This window comes from Candidatus Thiodiazotropha sp. CDECU1 (assembly GCF_963455295.1).
In the GTDB taxonomy this organism is placed as follows: Bacteria; Pseudomonadota; Gammaproteobacteria; order Chromatiales; family Chromatiaceae; genus Thiodiazotropha.
On the sequence record NZ_OY734020.1, the window covers coordinates 3,046,119 to 3,064,622 of the forward strand.

The following is an 18,504-nucleotide window of genomic DNA, read 5'->3' on the forward strand; positions in this document are numbered from 1 at the left end:
ATGCTTCGCGGCACCGACTACTGCTCAATGGGCCAATATGCAACTATTCTCAGGCATTGTCTGTATCGGTTTTACCAGCGTCAGGTAGGTATGATCATAGATTGACCTCACCTCGGGATGGCAATGGGGTGTCTCCAGCAGAACAGCGAATATCTGTTGATAGATATTGCTATCCATCATTTCCCCATTCCTCATTAGCAGCAGTTCCATTTCGGCCTCTTCCGTTCTGTCCTTGAACTCGGGATAGACGTCTAAAAGTTTACTGGGACCCAACAGGCAGTAGGCGATGCCCCAGGAGGCGGAGCAGACGATATTCTCGGAAACGATATGTGGTGGCTCTTTATATCTTCTCGATACCGACAGCACCTGTTGATGGACTACCCGCAGCAGCTGTTTGACTACCCCAGGTTTTAATTCATCCAGGTCCAGACCGACAGCAAGCAGGTAGTTGAAAAGCACCCTCTTCTGCAGATTTTTCTCAAGAAAACTGAACATCTCCAACTCCCTCCCTGCCGTTCTCCCAGTCTGTAATAACCGGTATTCTGTTATTCCATTCAGGTTTTAATCATCGCCAGTTAACAATGGGGATCCAACCAACCCGGGAATAATAGCTAAAATCCTAGCGAAAAATACTTAAGTCAGGCTTAAGGGTCGGTAAAAAAAACCTGGGTTCGATTCCATGAAAGATGTAATGGTATCATCGTCCTGTCTGGCTGTTATTCTATGCACAGACAATATAACTAAAAAACCTGGCCAAGCCGGGGAAACACAATGACCACTTGGAGGAAAGTGAATGCTCAGTCTGTTGAAATGTAAGTGTTTGTTAGGATACCTTTGGACCAGCGCCATCACCGCCGGTCTGCTCTCCATCATCTTCTTCACCTTCGTCGATCCCATGAGTGTGGCCACACTGTTGAGATTGGAGAGTGATAGCGCCCTGTTCGAGGTCCAGGTCTATGCCTCGGTCTTCGTCTTCATATGGTTTACATTGAACGCATCCACTTATCTCAGCCACTATTTCGGCCAGTTGTTGAAGACCCTGGAGCAAGAAGAGAAACAACAGCAAGAGAGAGAGAGTAAAGCTGTCAGCTCCACCCATATAGAAGTCAGCTAGTCATCGTTGGGCCGGTGAACGGAGTGACCGGCCCAATCCCCTATTCAGGCATATTCGGCGGATCAAGATCATCCAGCGGCGGCTCCTCCTTCAAACTGGTTTGCCACTCCCGCAGCATCTCAACATGCCACCCCTCCTCCTCGACCATCTCCAACGCAATCTTTTTCACCTCATCATTTGCGGTATTGTCGGCTACCTGCTGATAGAAATCCCTACCGCGGATCTCGTTGAACAGGGCAATCTCCATGGCCTGGGCGATAGTCATCATATAGCTCGCTTCTTCCATGCAGAACGACTCCGGCGATGAGGGGCATTTCCACTTGAAATCCCATGGGGTTATTGTAGGCAGGTCGATTCCCTCGGTACGCGCATACACCTCCTTCGCATGCTGCCGGCTATAGCCACCCAGCTTCCTGAACAGTTCCGCAACCTTCAGATTGTTGTGGATCTCCATACTATCCGCCAACTCATCGTAATGGTCGCTGGAGGCCTCCTCCAGTTCAAGGGCATGCACCAGGAACTCACCCACCGTATCGATCACGACATCTGGATCATCACTCATATGCAAAACTCCTCTTCCAGGAGACTCAGTTCTGTAACCTGCTCATTTTCAGGTTGCCAGACAGGGAAAGGCGAAGCGTAGATAACCCCTGTCGCCTTGCCTTCATCCGCCTGTATGATCTGTGCCGCTTTAATCCTGTCCTGGGTCGGCACATCGTTGATAAAGGGATGAACGACCTCTTTCCAGCCCCTTTGGTCAGGCCTGAATGTGACACAACCGCTCAACACCTGGACGAATGCGAACCCCGGATACTGCATGGCCTCTACCAGTAGCCGGGTCATCTCCTTCGGTTCCCCCGAATAACCCCGGGCAATGAACCCGGCCCCTGCCGCCAGGGCGATGGCAGCCGGGTTGAAACGGGGTATGCCGGTGCCATGGGGAGTCATTTTACTGTTGGTCCAGGTAGGTCTGGTGGTTGGAGAGGCCTGGCCCTTGGTCATCCCATAGACCTCGTTATCCATGACGATGTAGGTCATATCCATATTCCGTCGGCAGGCGTGCAGAAAGTGATTGCCTCCAATGGAGAAGCCATCACCGTCGCCCCCGGCAACCACCACGGTCAAATCGGGCCGTGCCGCCTTGAGTCCGGAGGCTGCCGCAAGTGCGCGGCCATGTATGCCATGAAAACCATAACTGTCGATATAGGCGGGCAGGCGGGAGGAACAGCCAATACCCGATACCACCGCCACACTCTCTTTTTCGAGCCCGAGGTGGGCCATGGCCCTTGTCAATGCGGCCAACACCGCAAAATGACCGCAACCAGGACACCATACCGGTTTGATTCCCGATTTATAGTCCTTCGCTTTTAACGCTGGTACCGACATTTCACGCACTCCTCATAGGAATGGATTAAAGGACTCTGATGATGCGTCCCGACCTGAGCGGCAACGGGCCCGGTTGGGCCAGGGACTCCGCATATTTGGGTAACACACCTTGAGCGTGCAGATAGTGAAACAGCTGGCCACCATGATTCTGTTCCACCACAAGAATCCTGTTTGCACCCTGTATGGCCTGGCTCAGTTTCTGTCGCTGCAACGGGGCCAGCAGGCGGATGGCAATGACCCGGATCTCCCTGCCCTGCTGTTTTAGTTTATGCGCGCTCTCCCTGACGACCCCAGCGCTCGATCCCCAGGTGATGATGCACTCATCCCCATCCCCCTCGATCTCTGCCCAGTCATCCCCATAGTCGAATCCCTCAAGCTTTTTCAAACGCTTGTTGAGCTGCTCACGATGGTCAGCGGCCATGCTCGAGGGTGTGCCTTGCTCATTGTGTTCCAGACCGTCGGCGGTATACATGCCACCTGGCGTACCGGGTAGTGTCATGGGGGAGATGGCGTCCGCGGTGATTTGATAGCGCTTGTAGTCGCTGGCGGGCGACTCCTCAAGTGCGCGCCGCCAGGGCATTTCCACCATCGGCGGTGCCTCGATGATTGCCTGGGACTGACCCAGGGATTGGTCCGTGAGCACCAGGGCGACTGTCTGCAGATGCTCCGCCAACTGGACGGCCCATTGGGTGGTAAAGACACAATCGCGTATCGAGAGGGGTGCAAACACCAGATGCGGCGCATCACCATGCAGACCATACAGGGCGATATCCAGATCGGCCTGTTCCGACTTGGTAGGTATACCGGTTGAAGGTCCACCCCTCATCACGTTCACAACCGTGACCGGGGTTTCACTGACCAGGGCCAATCCCAAACCCTCAACCATCAGGCTCAAACCAGGCCCCGAGGTTGCAGTGAGCGAAGGTACACCGCCAAAGGAAGAGCCGATAATCATATTGATGGATGCCAATTCATCCTCCGCCTGCAACAGGGAGCCACCCAGTTTTTCCAGTCGCGGCGCCAGCCACTCGAGCATCTCGCTGGCCGGTGTAATCGGATAGGCCGCAACAAACCTCACCCCGCCACGCAGGGCACCGGCTCCACAGGCATGGTTGCCGGTAATACTCCAGATATCACGTTGCTCACCGGGTGACAACGGCGCCTGGATAGGACGCCGGTCGTGATTGTAACCAAGACTCAAGGCGCGTAATGCGGACTCGACAACCTGCTCACCCTTTCTCTCCAATACCTGCTTGACACTCGCTTCCAGGGCTTCGAGCTGTAAACCGCAGAGCATAGCCATGGCCCCCAATGCAACCATGTTTATCCGCCCCTCGGGCAATCCGGAGGCAAACACCTTGAACGGGACCTCACGGATTTCCGCGCGATTGCTGCGTAGTTGTGAAGGCACATCCCCGGCGGCGGGATCACAAAGTATCAGGCTCTTCTCTGTAAGCGGTATTTCGTCGGCAAAACGTTCGATATTCAGCCAATCGAGGGCGACCAGCAGATCATAGTGATCGCCCATGCACTCCACCGGACCTGGGGCGAAACGGATCATTGCCGCCGACTCACCGCCACGAATCTGCGGCCCCGCCGATCGCGTCATCAAGCCTTGATATCCACAGCGCGCGGCAGCCTCTAAGACAATTCGCCCCGCGGTAACCGCCCCACTGCCTCCAGAACCTGTAATCGCAACTGAAAAACTGCTGTTCGACTGAGAAACCTGGTTGTTGTTATTCATTAATAATCAGCACTTCGATTCGCCTGTTGCTCTTGCGTCCTCGTTCACTTTCGTTGTTGGCCACCGGGCGGGATTCGCCATAGCCGATGGCGGTCAGGTGATTCCTATCAACACCGCCCACTTTCTCCAGGAATGATGCCACTGTCTCTGCCCGTTGCTGGGAGAGTTGTAGATTGATCTCTGCGCCTCCCACCGAATCGGTATGCCCGGAAACAACCACATCCGGGTTCGGAAAGGATTTGATAGCGGTCACTATCTTGTCGAGCAGGGCGAAGTTTTCCGACTGGATATCCGTCCCGCCGCTGGGAAAATTAAACGCCCGCAATTCAAGCAGTACATTGTGTCCCTGCCGGTAGACATTGGCCTCAGCGGATGAAAACAGATCCTGTATTTTATCGAAGCGTGCCTGTGCCTCGCGATTCTCCCGCTCCACTGCCTCGAGCCGGCTCTGTAGATCCATTCGGGTGGCCAGGTCAGCCTGCTGTATCTCGGCATAATTGAGCAGTTTGTTTCGCAACGCAGAGATCACCTCATGGTTGGGTTGGTGAAAGGGCAGCTCCTCACCCGTTGGTTCATTGACCAGGCTGATCTGTTTCTGATACCAGATTAAGATATCCTCCATGGTGTATTCACGGCGTTTGAAGTCCCTGATCATTTCCGTGATTTCCACACTGCGGCTCGCCAGTCTACTCGCCTGCAAGGCATGATTTTTTGCCTTTTCCCGCTGCGTTCTGTTGGTCTCCAGCACCGCAACCGAGAGGGCCAGCTCCTCGAGGGCGCGCTTCAGGGTCTTTGGTGCATATTCATCCGCCCCACCCTCGGTGGCCTGGGCAATATCCTGGCGGGCATTTTCAGTGGCATCCTGTTTCAGGGCCTCCAGCTCCACATCCGAATAACCCTGTAACATCTCCGGCCGCCACTTCTTTGCATCCTCGATCTCACCCTGCTCAACCAGCCTGGTGGCCTTGCGTAGTTTTTTATCCAGTTGGTCGAAACGCTCCTGCAACATGGTGTCGGCGCCTGCGGCCACCGCCAACTGGCGCGCCTCGAGTACCTCGCGCATGAGGCGTTTGGAAAGGGTTGCGTCAGACTCCGCCTTATCCAGGATCAGGACCACCTCGGCCACCTTCTCCACCACCCCGGTATCATTCCTGGTCTGGCCGAGTACGACTGCTTCCGCCAGTTTGGATTGAGCAGCGGCGAACCCCACCGGCGCGAGATCAAACAGGTCATTCATCTTATCTTCATTCAGGCGGGACTGGAGCAGTGAAATCTGTTCATATTCCTCGAAGACCTGGGATGTGGAGAGTGTCGGTGTCGATGCACAACCCGCATAGATCAAACTCACCAATATGAGAGACAACAACCTCAGCCTTATCGCCATAGCTCACTTCTCCTCAGAATAGGCGCTTCTTGTACTCAGTCGACGGCAGCGACTGCCTGGCATGCCATTCGGGCCTGCCAACAAACATCTATAGTCTACCAGATTTCCGTCAACCACAGACGCATCCGCAGGGTTAAAGGCAAGGTAAATCCGACACTTGTGAACCTGATCCTGCCCTCACCGTCCACAATGTAACTCGTAGGCACACCAGTGACGCCCCAGGCAGCTGCAAGGGAGCCATCCGAATCGTTAATCACAGGGAGTTGTAACTTTTGCTGATCGAGGAATTCTCTCACATCCCTCTGGCTCCCAGACTGCATGGCGACAGTAACGACCGGGTAGTCCCGGGACAGGGAGGCAATCCCCCCCGATTCGAGTTTACAAACCGGGCACCAGGTTGCCCAGAAATGGACCAACAACGGCCCTTGCGTCTGTCTACCCAGGTCAAACCGCTCACCATGCAGGGTTTCACCGGAGAGTGCTGGCGCAACCCCCTCCACCAGGTCACGGGTCTGCCAGAGATGGATCAGATATACGGCCATGACGATCGTGCCGATGTGCATGAGCCAGGATAGCAATCTCCTCTTGAACCTACTGCCTCTCTGTTCGTCGGTGGACATGTTATTGACTCAAACCTATGCCTGCTCAGGGCCAAGCCAGCCAATCCCGATGATAGGATCAAGGCGCGGCATTCAAGCGCCAGTCATAATCAAGAAAATGGATGCTGGCGTTACTGTTTCGAAGTCGATCTGCCTCTGCTTCAGTCAAACCTAAGGACGCTTTGTAGCGCAACAAGAAATCCGCTACAGAGTGTATGTCCAGCCAGCCTTGTTCGAAGTCTTCTCGATACCATTTGAAGATAGATGAAACCTCAAAACGGTCGCCTGTATAACGGTTACGCATTCTGTCCGCAAGAAACAACTCCGTCTGTTGCTGCAATTGCTCATCGAGCCGCTCTCCGCTATAGGCCTCTGAGCGCAGTGCCGGGCAGCCTATACTGGCGCAGTTAACCGCGAAGTGTATGCGAGGATCATTGTAACTGCCGCGCTTGCGTATCATGCCATGCTCGATATCATCCAGGGAGCGTTTCTCACCGAACAAGGGTATGAAGGCCTTTTTCCATGGCGAGCTGAAAAACCCTCCCAAATCCTTGATCGAATCAAGATCAGGATAGCGGGTCAATATCAATTCAACGGTCCAGGCATTGTAGGCATTGATTAAAAATGCCAGTTGGTCTGGCTTGGACCAAGCCTCGAATGCTGCCTGATCGACTTCCGCCAGGGAATTCAAATACTCCTTTAAGCGGCTTCGCTTCCCGATCAGACCGCTGTAGTCCACCGAGGTTGCCACTCCCCCTCTCTCTGTGATCACATGTTGGCGCAGCAGCTCATCCCAGGCGCCATGATCAAAGCCAATGACATTATCAGCACCAACAACCAGCCACGCGGCTAACATGAGTTGCGTAAGCTTACCCATTCAAACACCCACTATTGACTCCAGCAGTTAAAATAGACACCCATCGAGACTATTTATCACCCGAGAATTATCAGGAACGACAGCTTGTAGCAATTCAATCGATTGAATGTCGATTGAATATGGAGTCTATCCACAGCCAAGTCTGAGAATGACTCGCTGTGAGCAGTAACGATTCTACACAGAACAGTGTACCAGTCGCAGACAGTTGTCTGCGTATTCATCAATAGTCGATGCCGGCTGTTTATACTTCCACGGTTTCAAGTAACGCTCCTGGACCATGGTCAACACCATGGTTGCGAGAAAATCGGCCGGGTAGTCCTGATCGATTTCACCCTGTAACTGGGAGATCAGTCGCTCAAGTTCCGCTGCCTGGGAGCGTTCCAGGTTCTTGGAATCGTCCTGGTGTTTCAGGGGCAGGCTGCGGGTTTCAAAATAGAGGAAGTGGAACCAGGGTTGCAGCAGCAGTGATGAGTAGAGATAACCCTTGACCAATATCTCCAATGCCAGGGCCGGATCCGATTCGGAACGCGCCCGCTCCACGATATCCTCACACACCAGGGTCACCGCATCCTTGACGATGATGGCGATATTGTCCTTGTTGGTGATGGTCAGATAGACCCCCCCCATACTCAGACCGGTCTCCGCCAGGAGGTCTCTGAGGGACATCGCCTGAAACCCGATCTTTGGCACCAGTTTGAAGGTGGCACGAAAAATCTTTTTTAGATTCCTGACCGCGAACTTCTCTCTTCTTATGCCAATAAGCTCTTGATTTCGCTTGAATAGCAAAGCATAGAGCCTATCTTCGTCATAGTCGAAGCGCCTTTTGAAATCAGCAAATATCAACACCTTTTCAGGTACGAACTCGATTGTCATAAAAAACTAAATGGTCATTTATTGAAAATAGTTCTTGACAGGAAATTGTAGCACAACTAATTTAATAAAAAACGAACGCTCGCTCTTTTTTTGAGTCATACTCTAGGTATGACCCTACAGTTTTTCCTCAGTATCCGGCGGGAGATGTAACAATGATCACTCACCTTGTTTTAGCCGCAATCGCAATAGGCACGCTGTTGTTCCTGGCCTATCGCGGCAGCAATATCGCTACGGCGACCTCCTCATTGGGTGCCATCACAGTGATATCCGCAATGTCGACCGGTCTCGGCCTGCTGACCTGGTTGTTTGCCGGCATATTCTTACTCTGTCTGCTTTTCACTATCCCTTCCCTGCGGCAACGTATTTTCTCCACCCCTATTCTGACTGTCGTGAGGCGCTTGATGCCCCCGCTCTCAGAGACGGAAAAGGAGGCGATCGATGCGGGTAATGTCTGGTGGGACGGGGAGCTCTTCAGCGGTAGACCCGATTGGCAGCAACTGCTGTCCGGTTCCAAGCCCAGCGTGAATGAGGAAGAACAGGCCTTCATCGATGGCCCTGTGACCGAGCTTTGCCGCATGGTCGACAAGTGGCAGATCAATCATCAACTGAACCGGCTGCCGGAATCGATCGTCAAGTATGTCTGCGAGAATGGCTTTCTCGGCATGATCATCCCGAAACGCTATGGTGGGCTGGAATTTTCTCCGGTTGCCCAATCCGAAATCCTGTTACGCCTGAGCAATACCGGAAGCGGTGTCAGCTATCTGGTGGGCGTGCCCAACTCCCTCGGTCCGGGTGAGTTGTTGATCAAATACGGTACCGATGCACAAAAGGAGTACTACCTGCCCCGGCTTGCCAGTGGCCAGGAGATTCCCTGTTTTGCCCTGACCGGCCCCACCGCCGGTTCTGATGCCACATCGATACCCGATACCGGTACGGTTTGCATGGGTGAGTGGCAGGGAGAGGAAGTGATCGGCATGCGCCTCAACTTCTCCAAGCGCTATATCACCCTTACGTCGATCGCAACCCTGATCGGGCTCGCCTTCAGACTCAAGGACCCGGACGGCCTGATCGGCGAGGTTAAAGACTATGGGATTACCTGTGCGCTGATCCCCCATGACACACCGGGATTGCAGATTGGCCGACGCCACCTGCCCATCGGTGATGTGTTCCTGAATGGTCCAATGCAAGGTGATGACGTATTCGTGCCGCTGAGTTTTATCATCGGTGGTCCTGAAATGGCCGGCAAGGGATGGCGGATGCTGGTCAACTGCCTATCCGTGGGTCGCGCAGTCACCCTGCCCACCACCGCCGTGGCAGTCAGCAAGCGCTCCCTGCTCGGCACCAGCGCATACGCCAGCCTGCGCCGACAGTTCGGCATCCCCATTGCGCAGTTCGAGGGTATACAGAAACCACTGGCGCGAATCGCCGGTCTGAGTTACATCATCAATGCTTCGCGTCTGCAGACCATTCAATCCATCGTGGAGGGTAATAAACCGAGTGTGGCATCCGCGATATTGAAATACCACACCACGGAAATGGCCAGACAGTGTGTCATCGATGCCATGGATATCCATGCCGGCAAGGCAGTTGTCAAAGGCCCGAAGAACTATATCGCCGACATGTATGAGTCGATACCCGTGGCAATCACCGTGGAGGGTGCCAATATCCTCACCCGTAACCTGATGATCTTCGGCCAGGGCGCGATCAGATCGCACCCCTATGTGATGCAGGAGATGACCCTGGCCCATGCCGAGGATAGCCAGGATGTCACTGACAAGTTCGATACCACCCTGGCCGCCCACATGGGCCACTCGATCAGCAACTTCGCACGTATGCTGATCATGGGGCTGGGCCTGTCAAGAGAGGCAGCCGTAACCGATATTCAGCATCTGCTGCCCTATTATCGCCATTTCAACCGGCTCAGCAGTCTGTTTGCCGTGATCACCGATGTAGCTTTGCTCAACCTGAATGCTAAGCTGAAATTCAAGGAGATGCTCTCGGCCAGACTGGGTGACCTGTTGAGTATGCTGTTCCTGGGCAGCATGGTGATAAAGCAGCATGAAGAGAGTCAAAATCCCGATGAGGAGTGGCCGGTGGTGCAGTGGGCCCTCGATCATCTTCTCTACCAGTATCAGGTTGCCTTCGATCAGCTGATGGATAACTGGCCGAATCGATTGGTGCCCCTGGCGCTGAAACGACTCGCCTTCCCCATCGGCCGTCGCTACGCAGCCCCGAAAGACAGCTTGGAAAAGTCGATTGTCAAACTGGTTACCGTTGACAGTGAAACACGACAAAAGATGACCAGCGGCCTGTTCATGGAGGTTGCTGCAAACAACCCCCTGGGTGAGGTCAACCAGGTATTTCTCGAGAGTCTTACCCTGCAGCCGATTATCAAAAAGCTGCACCAGGCACAGAAGTCGGGGGACCTGGTAATAGCCGATGATACAGAGCTGGCCGATGCCGCCCTCGAGGCAGCGATGATCACCGAGCATGAAGCCGAACAGCTGCGGCGTTTTGAGCGTCATTTGATGGCGATCATCCATGTGGATGATTTTGACGAATCAGAACTGGTCCGCACGCCGTACCACGAGCAAGATGATCTGCACCAGATCACTGGATGACCATCCTCTTGAGAGAGGAGAAGCGCTGGAGGAGAGAGGCCGATGAATTCAACCGTTCAGTTAACGACTGCTGAAGTGACTAAGGCAGCCATCCGCATACCAACCTACAAACAGGTTGCGGTGCTGGGTGCCGGTGTTATGGGAGCCCAGATAGCGGCTCATTTTACCAACGCCGGTATTCGGGCACTGTTGTTCGACCTGCCCAAGGAGGGAAAGGATAAGAGTGCGATCGCAAGACAGGCGATCAAGGCGCTTGCAAAACAGAAACCGGAGCCCCTGGCAGTGGCTGGAAATGCCTCACGGATCACCCCGTGCAACTACGACGAGGACCTGGAAAAACTCACCGGTTGCGACCTGGTGATCGAGGCGATAGCGGAAAGGATCGAATGGAAGACCGATCTTTATCAAAAGATCGCACCTCATCTCAGTGACGAAGCGGTCCTCGCCAGTAATACCTCCGGCCTCTCCATTACCGAACTGGCAAAAGGCCTGCCGGATAACCTGCGTCACCGCTTTCTCGGTATCCACTTCTTCAATCCACCCCGCTATATGCCGCTGATCGAGTTGATCCCCCAACCCCAGACTGCGGCCGAGGTCATCGACAGGGTTGAGAGCTTTTGCGTAACCACCCTCGGTAAAGGGGTGGTCAGGGCAAGGGATACCGTGAACTTCATCGCCAACCGGCTTGGACTCTTCTCCATGATGTCCACCTTTCATCATGCAGAGCGGCTGTCATTGAACTTTGAGACCGTGGATGCCCTGACCGGAAAGTCGATTGGCCGGCCAAAGAGCGCCACCCTGCGTACCGCCGATCTGGTGGGGCTCGATACCATGCGGCATGTGTTAAACAATGCAGCGGACAATCTCGGTGACGATCCCTGGGTATCGATCTACCAGATACCGGCCTGGCTCGACGCACTGGTCGAAAACGGCGCCCTCGGTGCCAAGACCAAGGCGGGTGTATATAAAAAACAGGATGGTGACATCCTGGTCTATGAACCCAAAGACAACAGCTACAGAAAACGTAAGGTGAAGATACCCGGCAAGGTGGAAAAGGTCCTGAAGGACTACAAGAACCCCGACCGCCTGGCAAAACTGCGTGCCATCAACGATCCCCATGCCGAGTTCCTCTGGTCCATTCAGCGGGATGCCTTTCACTATGCCGCCTACCTGCTGGATACCATTGCCGATAATGCCCGGGATGTGGACATGGCGATCCGTTGGGGATTCGGCTGGAAACAGGGTCCGTTCGAGATCTGGCAGCACGCCGGGTGGCAGACGATAGCGGATCTGATTCAACAGGACATCGATGCGGGCAAGAGCATAACCAGCGAACCCCTGCCTGCATGGGTCAAGAACATCGATGCGGTCCACACACCCCAGGGCTCCTGGTCACCCACCGACAGTGGCTACCATCCCCGCTCCACACTCCCGGTCTACCAACGTCAGCGCCGACCTGAACTGCTGGTTGGCGAGCAGGCCATGCAAGAGGAGGTGCTGTTCGAAAACGACGCCGCACGCTTCTGGCTGACCGATGGGGATGTCGGTGTGCTGAGTTTCAAGACCAAGATGCACGCCATCGACAATAACGTTCTGGACAGCCTGAATCAGGCCGCAGAACTGGCGGAGCAGCAACTCACCGGGATGGTGATCTGGCACCCGGACGAGCCCTTCAGCGTCGGTGCCGATCTGAAGTCGTTCATGCCGGTCGCCATGAAGAGCATACTCCCAGGCAACACTGCCTTGGACGACCTGTTAAAGAAGTTTCAACTCAGTTGCATCCGCATGCGGAAATCCAACATCCCGGTGGTTGCCGCCGTTCAGGGGCTGGCCTTGGGTGGCGGTTGTGAGTTGATGATGCAGTGTGACCGGGTGGTGGCTGCAATGGAGAGCTACATCGGCCTGGTGGAGGTGGGAGTGGGACTCATACCCGCCGGCAGCGGCTGCATGGAACTGGCCAGGCGCGCCAGTATCAAGGCAGCGGGTGGTGACACATTCGATGCCCTGAAGGATATCTTCGAAACCGTCGCCATGGGCAAGGTGGCCACCAGTGCCGAGCAGGCCAAGCGCCATGGCTTTCTGCGGGACAGCGATATCGTGGTCATGAATCGCCATGAAGTATTGCATGCCGCCATCGCCCAGGTGCGCGCGCTGAGTGCCGCCAACTATCGCCCACCCATCGAGGAACCGATACGGGCTGGCGGCCGGGCCGCCATCGCCAACTTTAAGGCCGCCATGACAAACATGCATGCCGGCGGCTTTATCTCGGACTACGACATGAAGATTGGTAACTTCGTCGCCAACGCCCTCTGCGGCGGCCCGGTGGACGCCGGCACGGAACTCCCGGAAAGCTGGTATCTGCAATATGAGCGTGATGGATTCCGTTCACTATTGAAAAGCACTAAGACACATGCCCGGGTGAAACATATGCTGGACACCGGCAAGCCCCTGCGCAACTGAGTGAGGAGATAGCGATGAGTGAACAGGCATATATTGTGGCAGCCAGCCGAACCCCCGTGGGCAAGGCCCCTCGCGGGGTATTCCGCCAGACCCGTCCCGACGATCTGCTTACCCACGTCATCCAGGGTGTGGTCAGTGATTGCGGCGGCCTCAAGGGAGAGCAGATCGATGACGTGATCATCGGCTGCGCCATGCCGGAGGCCGAGCAGGGTCTGAACGTGGCGCGTATCGCCAGCCTGCTAGCCGGGTTACCGGACAGCGTACCGGGTGTCACCATCAACCGTTTCTGCTCCTCCGGTCTGCAGAGTATCGCCATGGCGGCGGACAGGATACGCCTTGGTGAGGCCGACATCATCGTCGCCGGCGGTGTGGAGAGTATGAGCATGGTACCCATGATGGGGAATAAGGTGTCCATGAATCCGGCGGTGTTCGAGGATGAGAATGTGGCCATCGCCTACGGCATGGGCGTCACCGCGGAGAACGTGGCGGAGCGTTGGAAGGTCAGCCGTGAAGATCAGGATGCCTTCGCCCTGCGCAGTCACCAGCGGGCACTGGCGGCCATCGGCGCCGGCCACTTCGAGCAAGAGATACTTCCCTATCAGGTGCAACACCATCTACCGGACCAAGGCAACACGATCAGGATCGTTGAGCGCCTGGTGGAAACAGATGAGGGTCCCCGTCCCGACTCGAGCCCCGAAGGTCTGGCCAGGTTACGCCCGGTATTCGCCGCCAAGGGCAGTGTCACCGCCGGTAACAGTTCCCAGATGAGTGACGGCGCCGGGGCCGTGGTGGTGATGAGCGAAACTAAAATGCGCGCCCTGAATCTCGAACCCCTGGCACGCTTTGTGGGCTACAGCGTCGCCGGGGTGCCGGCAGAGATCATGGGCATAGGCCCCAAGGAGGCCATACCCAGACTGGAGAGACAGACTGGCGTCAAACTCGATGAGGTGGACTGGATCGAGCTCAACGAGGCCTTCGCAGCCCAGGCCCTTGCGGTGATACGGGAGTTGAATATGGATCAGGAGAAGGTCAATCCCCTCGGCGGCGCCATTGCCCTGGGGCATCCCCTGGGTGCCACAGGAGCCATTCGTACCGCAACCCTGCTGCATGGTCTTCAACGCACCCATCAGCGCTACGGCATGGTGACCATGTGTATCGGCACCGGGATGGGAGCCGCCGGCCTGTTCGAAAGATGTTGAAAATAATAAGTTGCCACAGCGCTGAATAAACAACCAAGACCAACCTAACGAAGACAGTGTTTGTAGCGTTCAACACCCTCTCCGATCAATGGATGTTGAACAGGTTCGTCAGAGGAGTGAGCGGCATGAACAGCGAGACAATGAACAGTCCAGGCACAACCCCCGAAGAGCGCGTCGTCTCTCTTTGGCGACGCTTCGGCAATAGCGCCCTAGGCCGACGCATCTACAGCATACTGTTCGGCCGCATGGTGCCCTATACCGGCTCCATCCACCCCCTGATCGAAGAGATCTCTCCCGGCCGGGCTACCGTTACCCTGCAAGACAGACGGGGATTGCGCAACCATCTCAATTCCATCCACGCCATTGCACTGGCAAATGTGGGTGAGCTGGCAAGTGGCCTGGCCGTGATTGCCGCCCTGCCCACATCCACCAAAGGTATCGTGACCCGTCTCGAAATCGACTATATCAAGAAGGCGCGTGGCAACCTGACCGCGGTGGGTGAGGCCCAGGTGCCGGATGTGATCAGCGAAGCCACAACCCTGCAAGCCCAGGCCACTATCTGGGACTATGAGGGTGACAGCGTCGCAACTGTTACCGCCCATTGGCTGTTGAGTCCAAGGGAGATGTCGTGAGCGGTGACACACCCCTGGAGACCCCATTCACCCAACATACCGGGATTCGGGTGCCCATCATCTGCGGACCCATGTACCCCTGCTCCAATCCCGAACTGGTAGCCGCCGCTTCCGAAGCCGGTGGCATCGGCATTGTCCAGCCGGTCTCCATGACCTTTGTCCATGGCCACGACTTTCGCGAAGGGATCAGGTTAATAAAAAGCCTCACCGACAAACCCATCGGCATGAATGCCCTGATCGAGAAATCCTCCAAAAAGTATCATGAGCGGATGGAGGAGTGGGTCACCATCGCATTGGACGAGGGAGTACGGTTCTTTATCACATCCCTGGGCAATCCCCGCTGGGTGGTGGATCGGGTCAAGGCCTATGACGGCATCGTCTATCACGATGTCACCGAACGCAAATGGGCCTTGAAGGGACTCGATGGTGGAGTGGACGGCCTGATAGCCGTCAACAACCGGGCCGGCGGACACGCCGGCGCCCTGACCCAGCTGCAACTGCTGGATGAACTTGGCGACCTCAATGTTCCCCTCATCTGCGCGGGAGGCATCGGCGCCGAGCAGCAATTCGCTGAAGCGATCAAACAAGGCTACGCAGGCTGCCAGCTAGGCACCCGTTTCATTGCCACCGAGGAGTGCAGCGCAGCCATGCCCTATAAACAGGCGGTGGTGAATGCCATGGAGAGCGATGTCGTACTCAGTAACAAAATAACCGGGGTACCTGTCTCCATCATCAAAACCCCCTACATCGAAAAAATCGGCACCAAGGCGGGTGCATTCGCCCGCTGGATGTTAAAGGGAAGTAAAACCAAACACTGGATGCGTATGTTCTACACCCTGCGTTCCGCCTTTCAACTGCGTAAATCCTCTCTTGATGAAAAGGGTGAAACGGAGTTCTGGCAGGCAGGCAAGAGTGTTGCGGGGATCCATCAGATCGAACCTGTGGACGCTATTATCAATAGGTATGAAACTGCCTTGAAAGGATTAAATAGATAAGTAATAACGAGCTATGGATAATTAATAAACGCAGTTGACTATTTTGCCGATAAGATAAGCACAGCCAGTTCACCGTTTGCGCCCACTCTTCGCCAGTACGCCCTCCCCTTTTAAGAAAATTAAAAAGGACAATGTCCTTTTTAATCAACAGTGTTGTTATTGATATATTAATATTGTTAGGGATATCTTATACTTAGGGACTGGAGAGAATGACTCATTAAATTAATAAGGACATCCCGCTAATATGTATTAAAAGGGCATTGTCCTTTTAATTCGACTGTTATGTTTTCAAAGAGACGTGAACAACATCTTTCGAACTGAAATGAACACCGTAGTGGTTGATGGCATCGAATATTTCGAATATCCACCGCCAAGCTCTATAGTGAAAGCTATGGAAAATGGATGGGCTACAAAGCTGGTTGAAGAAGGAAATATCCGGCTGCGCCCACTCAGCTACTATCGCGCAATCGAATTACCAGAGATCGGTGATGTGAACGAAGGAAATGGTCAATGGCACATGGAAGGAAATCCAATGGAGATTGGATCAGTCAATGAAGTTTACGTCTGGTGTGGAGCCTTATCTGATACCGACAGGAAAACTTTGCTTGGGCTAGATGGCAAATACGATACTGTCGGTCATATTTCCGATGTTTCGCTTTTCACAAAGCGCATAGCTCAAACTGCGCGAGATGCTGGGTGGCAATTAGCCCCCCATATTGGGCAAGTTAGGTACGATCGAGGTCGTGAAGTTACGAAAGAACAATTGCAGGCTTTGCCTTGGCAATCCAATGTGTTTCAGAAAAGCTCACAATTTGCTCATCAGCGAGAGTATCGGTTAGCCTTCACAGAAATCTCGCTGGTGGGGCGAAAAGAGGAATATGTTGATCTATCGCTAGGGGATTGCAGTGAATTCATTTCAATCGAAAGAACATAACAATCGCATAAACACGGATCGCAAAAAACTACGCTGCGCTTCGCTTTTTGCGCCCGGTTATGCGTGGCGTTAGAGCCACACAAATGAATATGGAGACAATCAAATCTCTAAGTATTTTTAGAATTTATATGCTGTTTGCTGTAATAGGCATTATAAATTTCGCCATTTCTATTTTATTTGTGTCACCAGAAATGCAATCCTTTTATAGTATCTTCGCCGTTGTGACGGCAGCATTTCTTATTCTGGGTGGCATACTGGCGTGGTTTGCCCAATCTGGACATAAATGGGCAATGATTACTTTCGGTATCTATTGCGTTTACCGTATATGCGATTATTTTTGGGGCTATCTCTATCGAGATGCATTGCCTCAATCCTTTATTGGTTGGGTCCAAGCATTTTTTGTTGTATTTGCCTGGACGTTTCTGCTCTGGTTAATAGTGTCAAAAGGCTCTAACAAGCGACTGTGGCGTCAACCCTACCAATAAAGAGATCAATAAGCCCAAGTAACTTGATCTCTCACCATGGCATTCAACATGGTAATAAACTTTCGCATACAGGCGGTTAATGCAACTTTCTTGTGCTTGCCTTGGGCAACAAGCTGTCGATAAAAGGCACGAATGATCGGGTTACATTGCGTAGCACTCAGGGTCGCCATGTAGAGTGTTGTACGCACACCGGCTCTACCCCCTTTGATCCGACGTTTGCCCCGTGATTTTCCACTATCACGATTGATTGGTGCCACACCGACAAGGGCAGCGACCTGCTTGTTACTCATCGAGCCAATTTCCGGTAGATCTGCCAGCAGCGTGTAGGCCAGTGTTTCACCCGCGCCGGGAGCTGACATTAAGATGGACTTCCGCTCAGACCACTCCGTCTGCTGTTCGATGACCTGGCTAAGTATTTTTTCAATGCGTTGAATCTCTGCATCCAGTGTCCGTAGAATCCTCTGGCAGGATGCCTCAAAAGACTTACCCATGATCTGCAGCCGATTAAGTTCCTGCGTGCGCATCTCCATTACCTGCCTACGGCGAGCTATTAAGTCTTTGATTATCAGTAGGTTACGGCTGACTTTTGGGGTTGCTGCTGGCTGAATGACTGCCGCATACTCCGCAATAATACGGGCACCAATCTTGTCGGTTTTCGCTAACTGATCAATGGCGCCGGCATAGCGACGTACTGACATGGGTTTGACGATACAGACAGGTAGCCTCTTCTGGTAGGCTGCTGTTGCCAGGGCTAGCTGGTAACGGCCTGTGGCCTCCATTACCAGGCGTTCTACCCGATAGTGCGCCAGGCGCTTGAGAATACGGCTTATACCTGCAGGACTGTTCTCCTCCTGCCAGTGAAGGTCTTTTTCATAGATGTGTATATCCAGCATCCATTTACCCACATCGACACCGACATTTACACGGGATTTTCTCTTTTTAAGGTTTGTCATCTGCACTCACCCTTGCTAAATTCGGGCTTGAAGCCCATTCGACTGTTCGAGATAAATCGGGTCGGTTCAGTGCCCCTGCTTGTTAACGATCTTTAGGATCTGTGCGTCATCGGGCTACTGAACCGGTAACTTGCTGCTACAAGTTACGGGCTTCATTTTATCAGCTCTCCACATAGAGGCAGGGATTGGCTATCAGTGCTCGAATTCAACCATACAAGCAGGTCAAGTTCGCTCCCTTTGGTCGCTGG

Annotated in this window: 17 protein-coding genes; 8 read left to right on the plus strand and 9 right to left on the minus strand. The window is 53.9% G+C overall.

Features of this window, described 5'->3' with window-relative positions; translation table 11 throughout:
- Nucleotides 1–24 precede the first annotated feature (24 nt).
- The gene (locus R2K28_RS13855) at nt 25–495 is read right to left on the minus strand and encodes a hypothetical protein (protein WP_316365226.1); all 471 of its coding nucleotides are present in this window, start codon (nt 493–495) and stop codon (nt 25–27) included.
- Between the two features lie 298 nt (nt 496–793).
- On the opposite strand from R2K28_RS13855, the gene R2K28_RS13860 reads away from it, so the two are divergent.
- Nucleotides 794–1,114, plus strand: a complete 321-nt coding sequence (locus tag R2K28_RS13860; protein WP_116445944.1) for a hypothetical protein — start codon at nt 794–796, stop codon at nt 1,112–1,114.
- A 40-nt stretch (nt 1,115–1,154) separates the two neighbouring features.
- On the opposite strand, the gene R2K28_RS13865 is transcribed toward R2K28_RS13860, so the two are convergent.
- The 7 genes from R2K28_RS13865 to R2K28_RS13895 all read right to left on the minus strand — a co-directional run bounded on the left by R2K28_RS13865 (nt 1,155) and on the right by R2K28_RS13895 (nt 7,977).
- Complete coding sequence (locus R2K28_RS13865) at nt 1,155–1,676, minus strand: ferritin-like domain-containing protein (RefSeq protein WP_316365229.1); 522 nt, start codon at nt 1,674–1,676, stop codon at nt 1,155–1,157.
- Nucleotides 1,673–2,500: a 2-oxoacid:ferredoxin oxidoreductase subunit beta gene (locus R2K28_RS13870; protein WP_316365231.1), complete on the minus strand. Its 828-nt coding sequence runs from the start codon at nt 2,498–2,500 to the stop codon at nt 1,673–1,675. The genes R2K28_RS13865 and R2K28_RS13870 overlap by 4 nt, the downstream gene beginning before the upstream one ends.
- 25 nt (nt 2,501–2,525) lie before the next feature.
- Complete coding sequence (locus R2K28_RS13875) at nt 2,526–4,244, minus strand: 2-oxoacid:acceptor oxidoreductase subunit alpha (RefSeq protein WP_316365233.1); 1,719 nt, start codon at nt 4,242–4,244, stop codon at nt 2,526–2,528.
- On the minus strand, nt 4,237–5,628 hold the full coding sequence (locus R2K28_RS13880; protein WP_316365234.1) for an OmpA family protein: 1,392 nt from the start codon (nt 5,626–5,628) through the stop codon (nt 4,237–4,239). Before R2K28_RS13880 ends, R2K28_RS13875 begins: the two co-directional genes overlap by 8 nt.
- Before the next feature lie 95 nt (nt 5,629–5,723).
- The gene (locus R2K28_RS13885; protein WP_316365235.1) at nt 5,724–6,248 is read right to left on the minus strand and encodes a protein disulfide oxidoreductase; all 525 of its coding nucleotides are present in this window, start codon (nt 6,246–6,248) and stop codon (nt 5,724–5,726) included.
- Between the two features lie 58 nt (nt 6,249–6,306).
- Nucleotides 6,307–7,104 carry a DUF547 domain-containing protein gene (locus R2K28_RS13890; protein ID WP_316365236.1) on the minus strand — a complete coding sequence of 266 codons (798 nt, stop codon included), beginning with the start codon at nt 7,102–7,104 and terminating at the stop codon, nt 6,307–6,309.
- Between the two features lie 174 nt (nt 7,105–7,278).
- Complete coding sequence (locus R2K28_RS13895; protein ID WP_316365238.1) at nt 7,279–7,977, minus strand: TetR/AcrR family transcriptional regulator; 699 nt, start codon at nt 7,975–7,977, stop codon at nt 7,279–7,281.
- 152 nt (nt 7,978–8,129) lie between these two features.
- Between R2K28_RS13895 and R2K28_RS13900 the strand changes: the two genes are divergently transcribed.
- The 7 genes from R2K28_RS13900 (at nt 8,130) to R2K28_RS13930 (ending at nt 17,303) form a co-directional block, all read left to right on the plus strand.
- A complete protein-coding gene (locus R2K28_RS13900) occupies nt 8,130–10,598 on the plus strand; it encodes an acyl-CoA dehydrogenase (RefSeq protein ID WP_316365239.1) in 2,469 nt (822 codons plus the stop codon).
- A gap of 42 nt (nt 10,599–10,640) precedes the next feature.
- Entirely contained in the window at nt 10,641–13,058 is a 2,418-nt protein-coding gene (locus R2K28_RS13905) for a 3-hydroxyacyl-CoA dehydrogenase/enoyl-CoA hydratase family protein (protein WP_316365242.1), read from the plus strand.
- A 14-nt stretch (nt 13,059–13,072) separates the two neighbouring features.
- Nucleotides 13,073–14,257: an acetyl-CoA C-acyltransferase gene (locus R2K28_RS13910; RefSeq protein WP_316365244.1), complete on the plus strand. Its 1,185-nt coding sequence runs from the start codon at nt 13,073–13,075 to the stop codon at nt 14,255–14,257.
- Nucleotides 14,258–14,382: 125 nt separating this feature from the next.
- Nucleotides 14,383–14,889, plus strand: a complete 507-nt coding sequence (locus tag R2K28_RS13915; protein WP_316365246.1) for a hotdog fold domain-containing protein — start codon at nt 14,383–14,385, stop codon at nt 14,887–14,889.
- Complete coding sequence (locus R2K28_RS13920) at nt 14,886–15,884, plus strand: NAD(P)H-dependent flavin oxidoreductase (RefSeq protein ID WP_316365249.1); 999 nt, start codon at nt 14,886–14,888, stop codon at nt 15,882–15,884. Before R2K28_RS13915 ends, R2K28_RS13920 begins: the two co-directional genes overlap by 4 nt.
- A 298-nt stretch (nt 15,885–16,182) precedes the next feature.
- Nucleotides 16,183–16,818: a hypothetical protein gene (locus tag R2K28_RS13925; RefSeq protein WP_316365251.1), complete on the plus strand. Its 636-nt coding sequence runs from the start codon at nt 16,183–16,185 to the stop codon at nt 16,816–16,818.
- 83 nt (nt 16,819–16,901) lie between these two features.
- A complete protein-coding gene (locus R2K28_RS13930) occupies nt 16,902–17,303 on the plus strand; it encodes a hypothetical protein (RefSeq protein WP_316365253.1) in 402 nt (133 codons plus the stop codon).
- A 5-nt stretch (nt 17,304–17,308) separates the two neighbouring features.
- Here the strand turns inward: R2K28_RS13930 and R2K28_RS13935 are convergent, their stop codons facing one another.
- Complete coding sequence (locus tag R2K28_RS13935) at nt 17,309–18,256, minus strand: IS110 family transposase (protein ID WP_316365255.1); 948 nt, start codon at nt 18,254–18,256, stop codon at nt 17,309–17,311.
- Nucleotides 18,257–18,504: the final 248 nt, after the last annotated feature.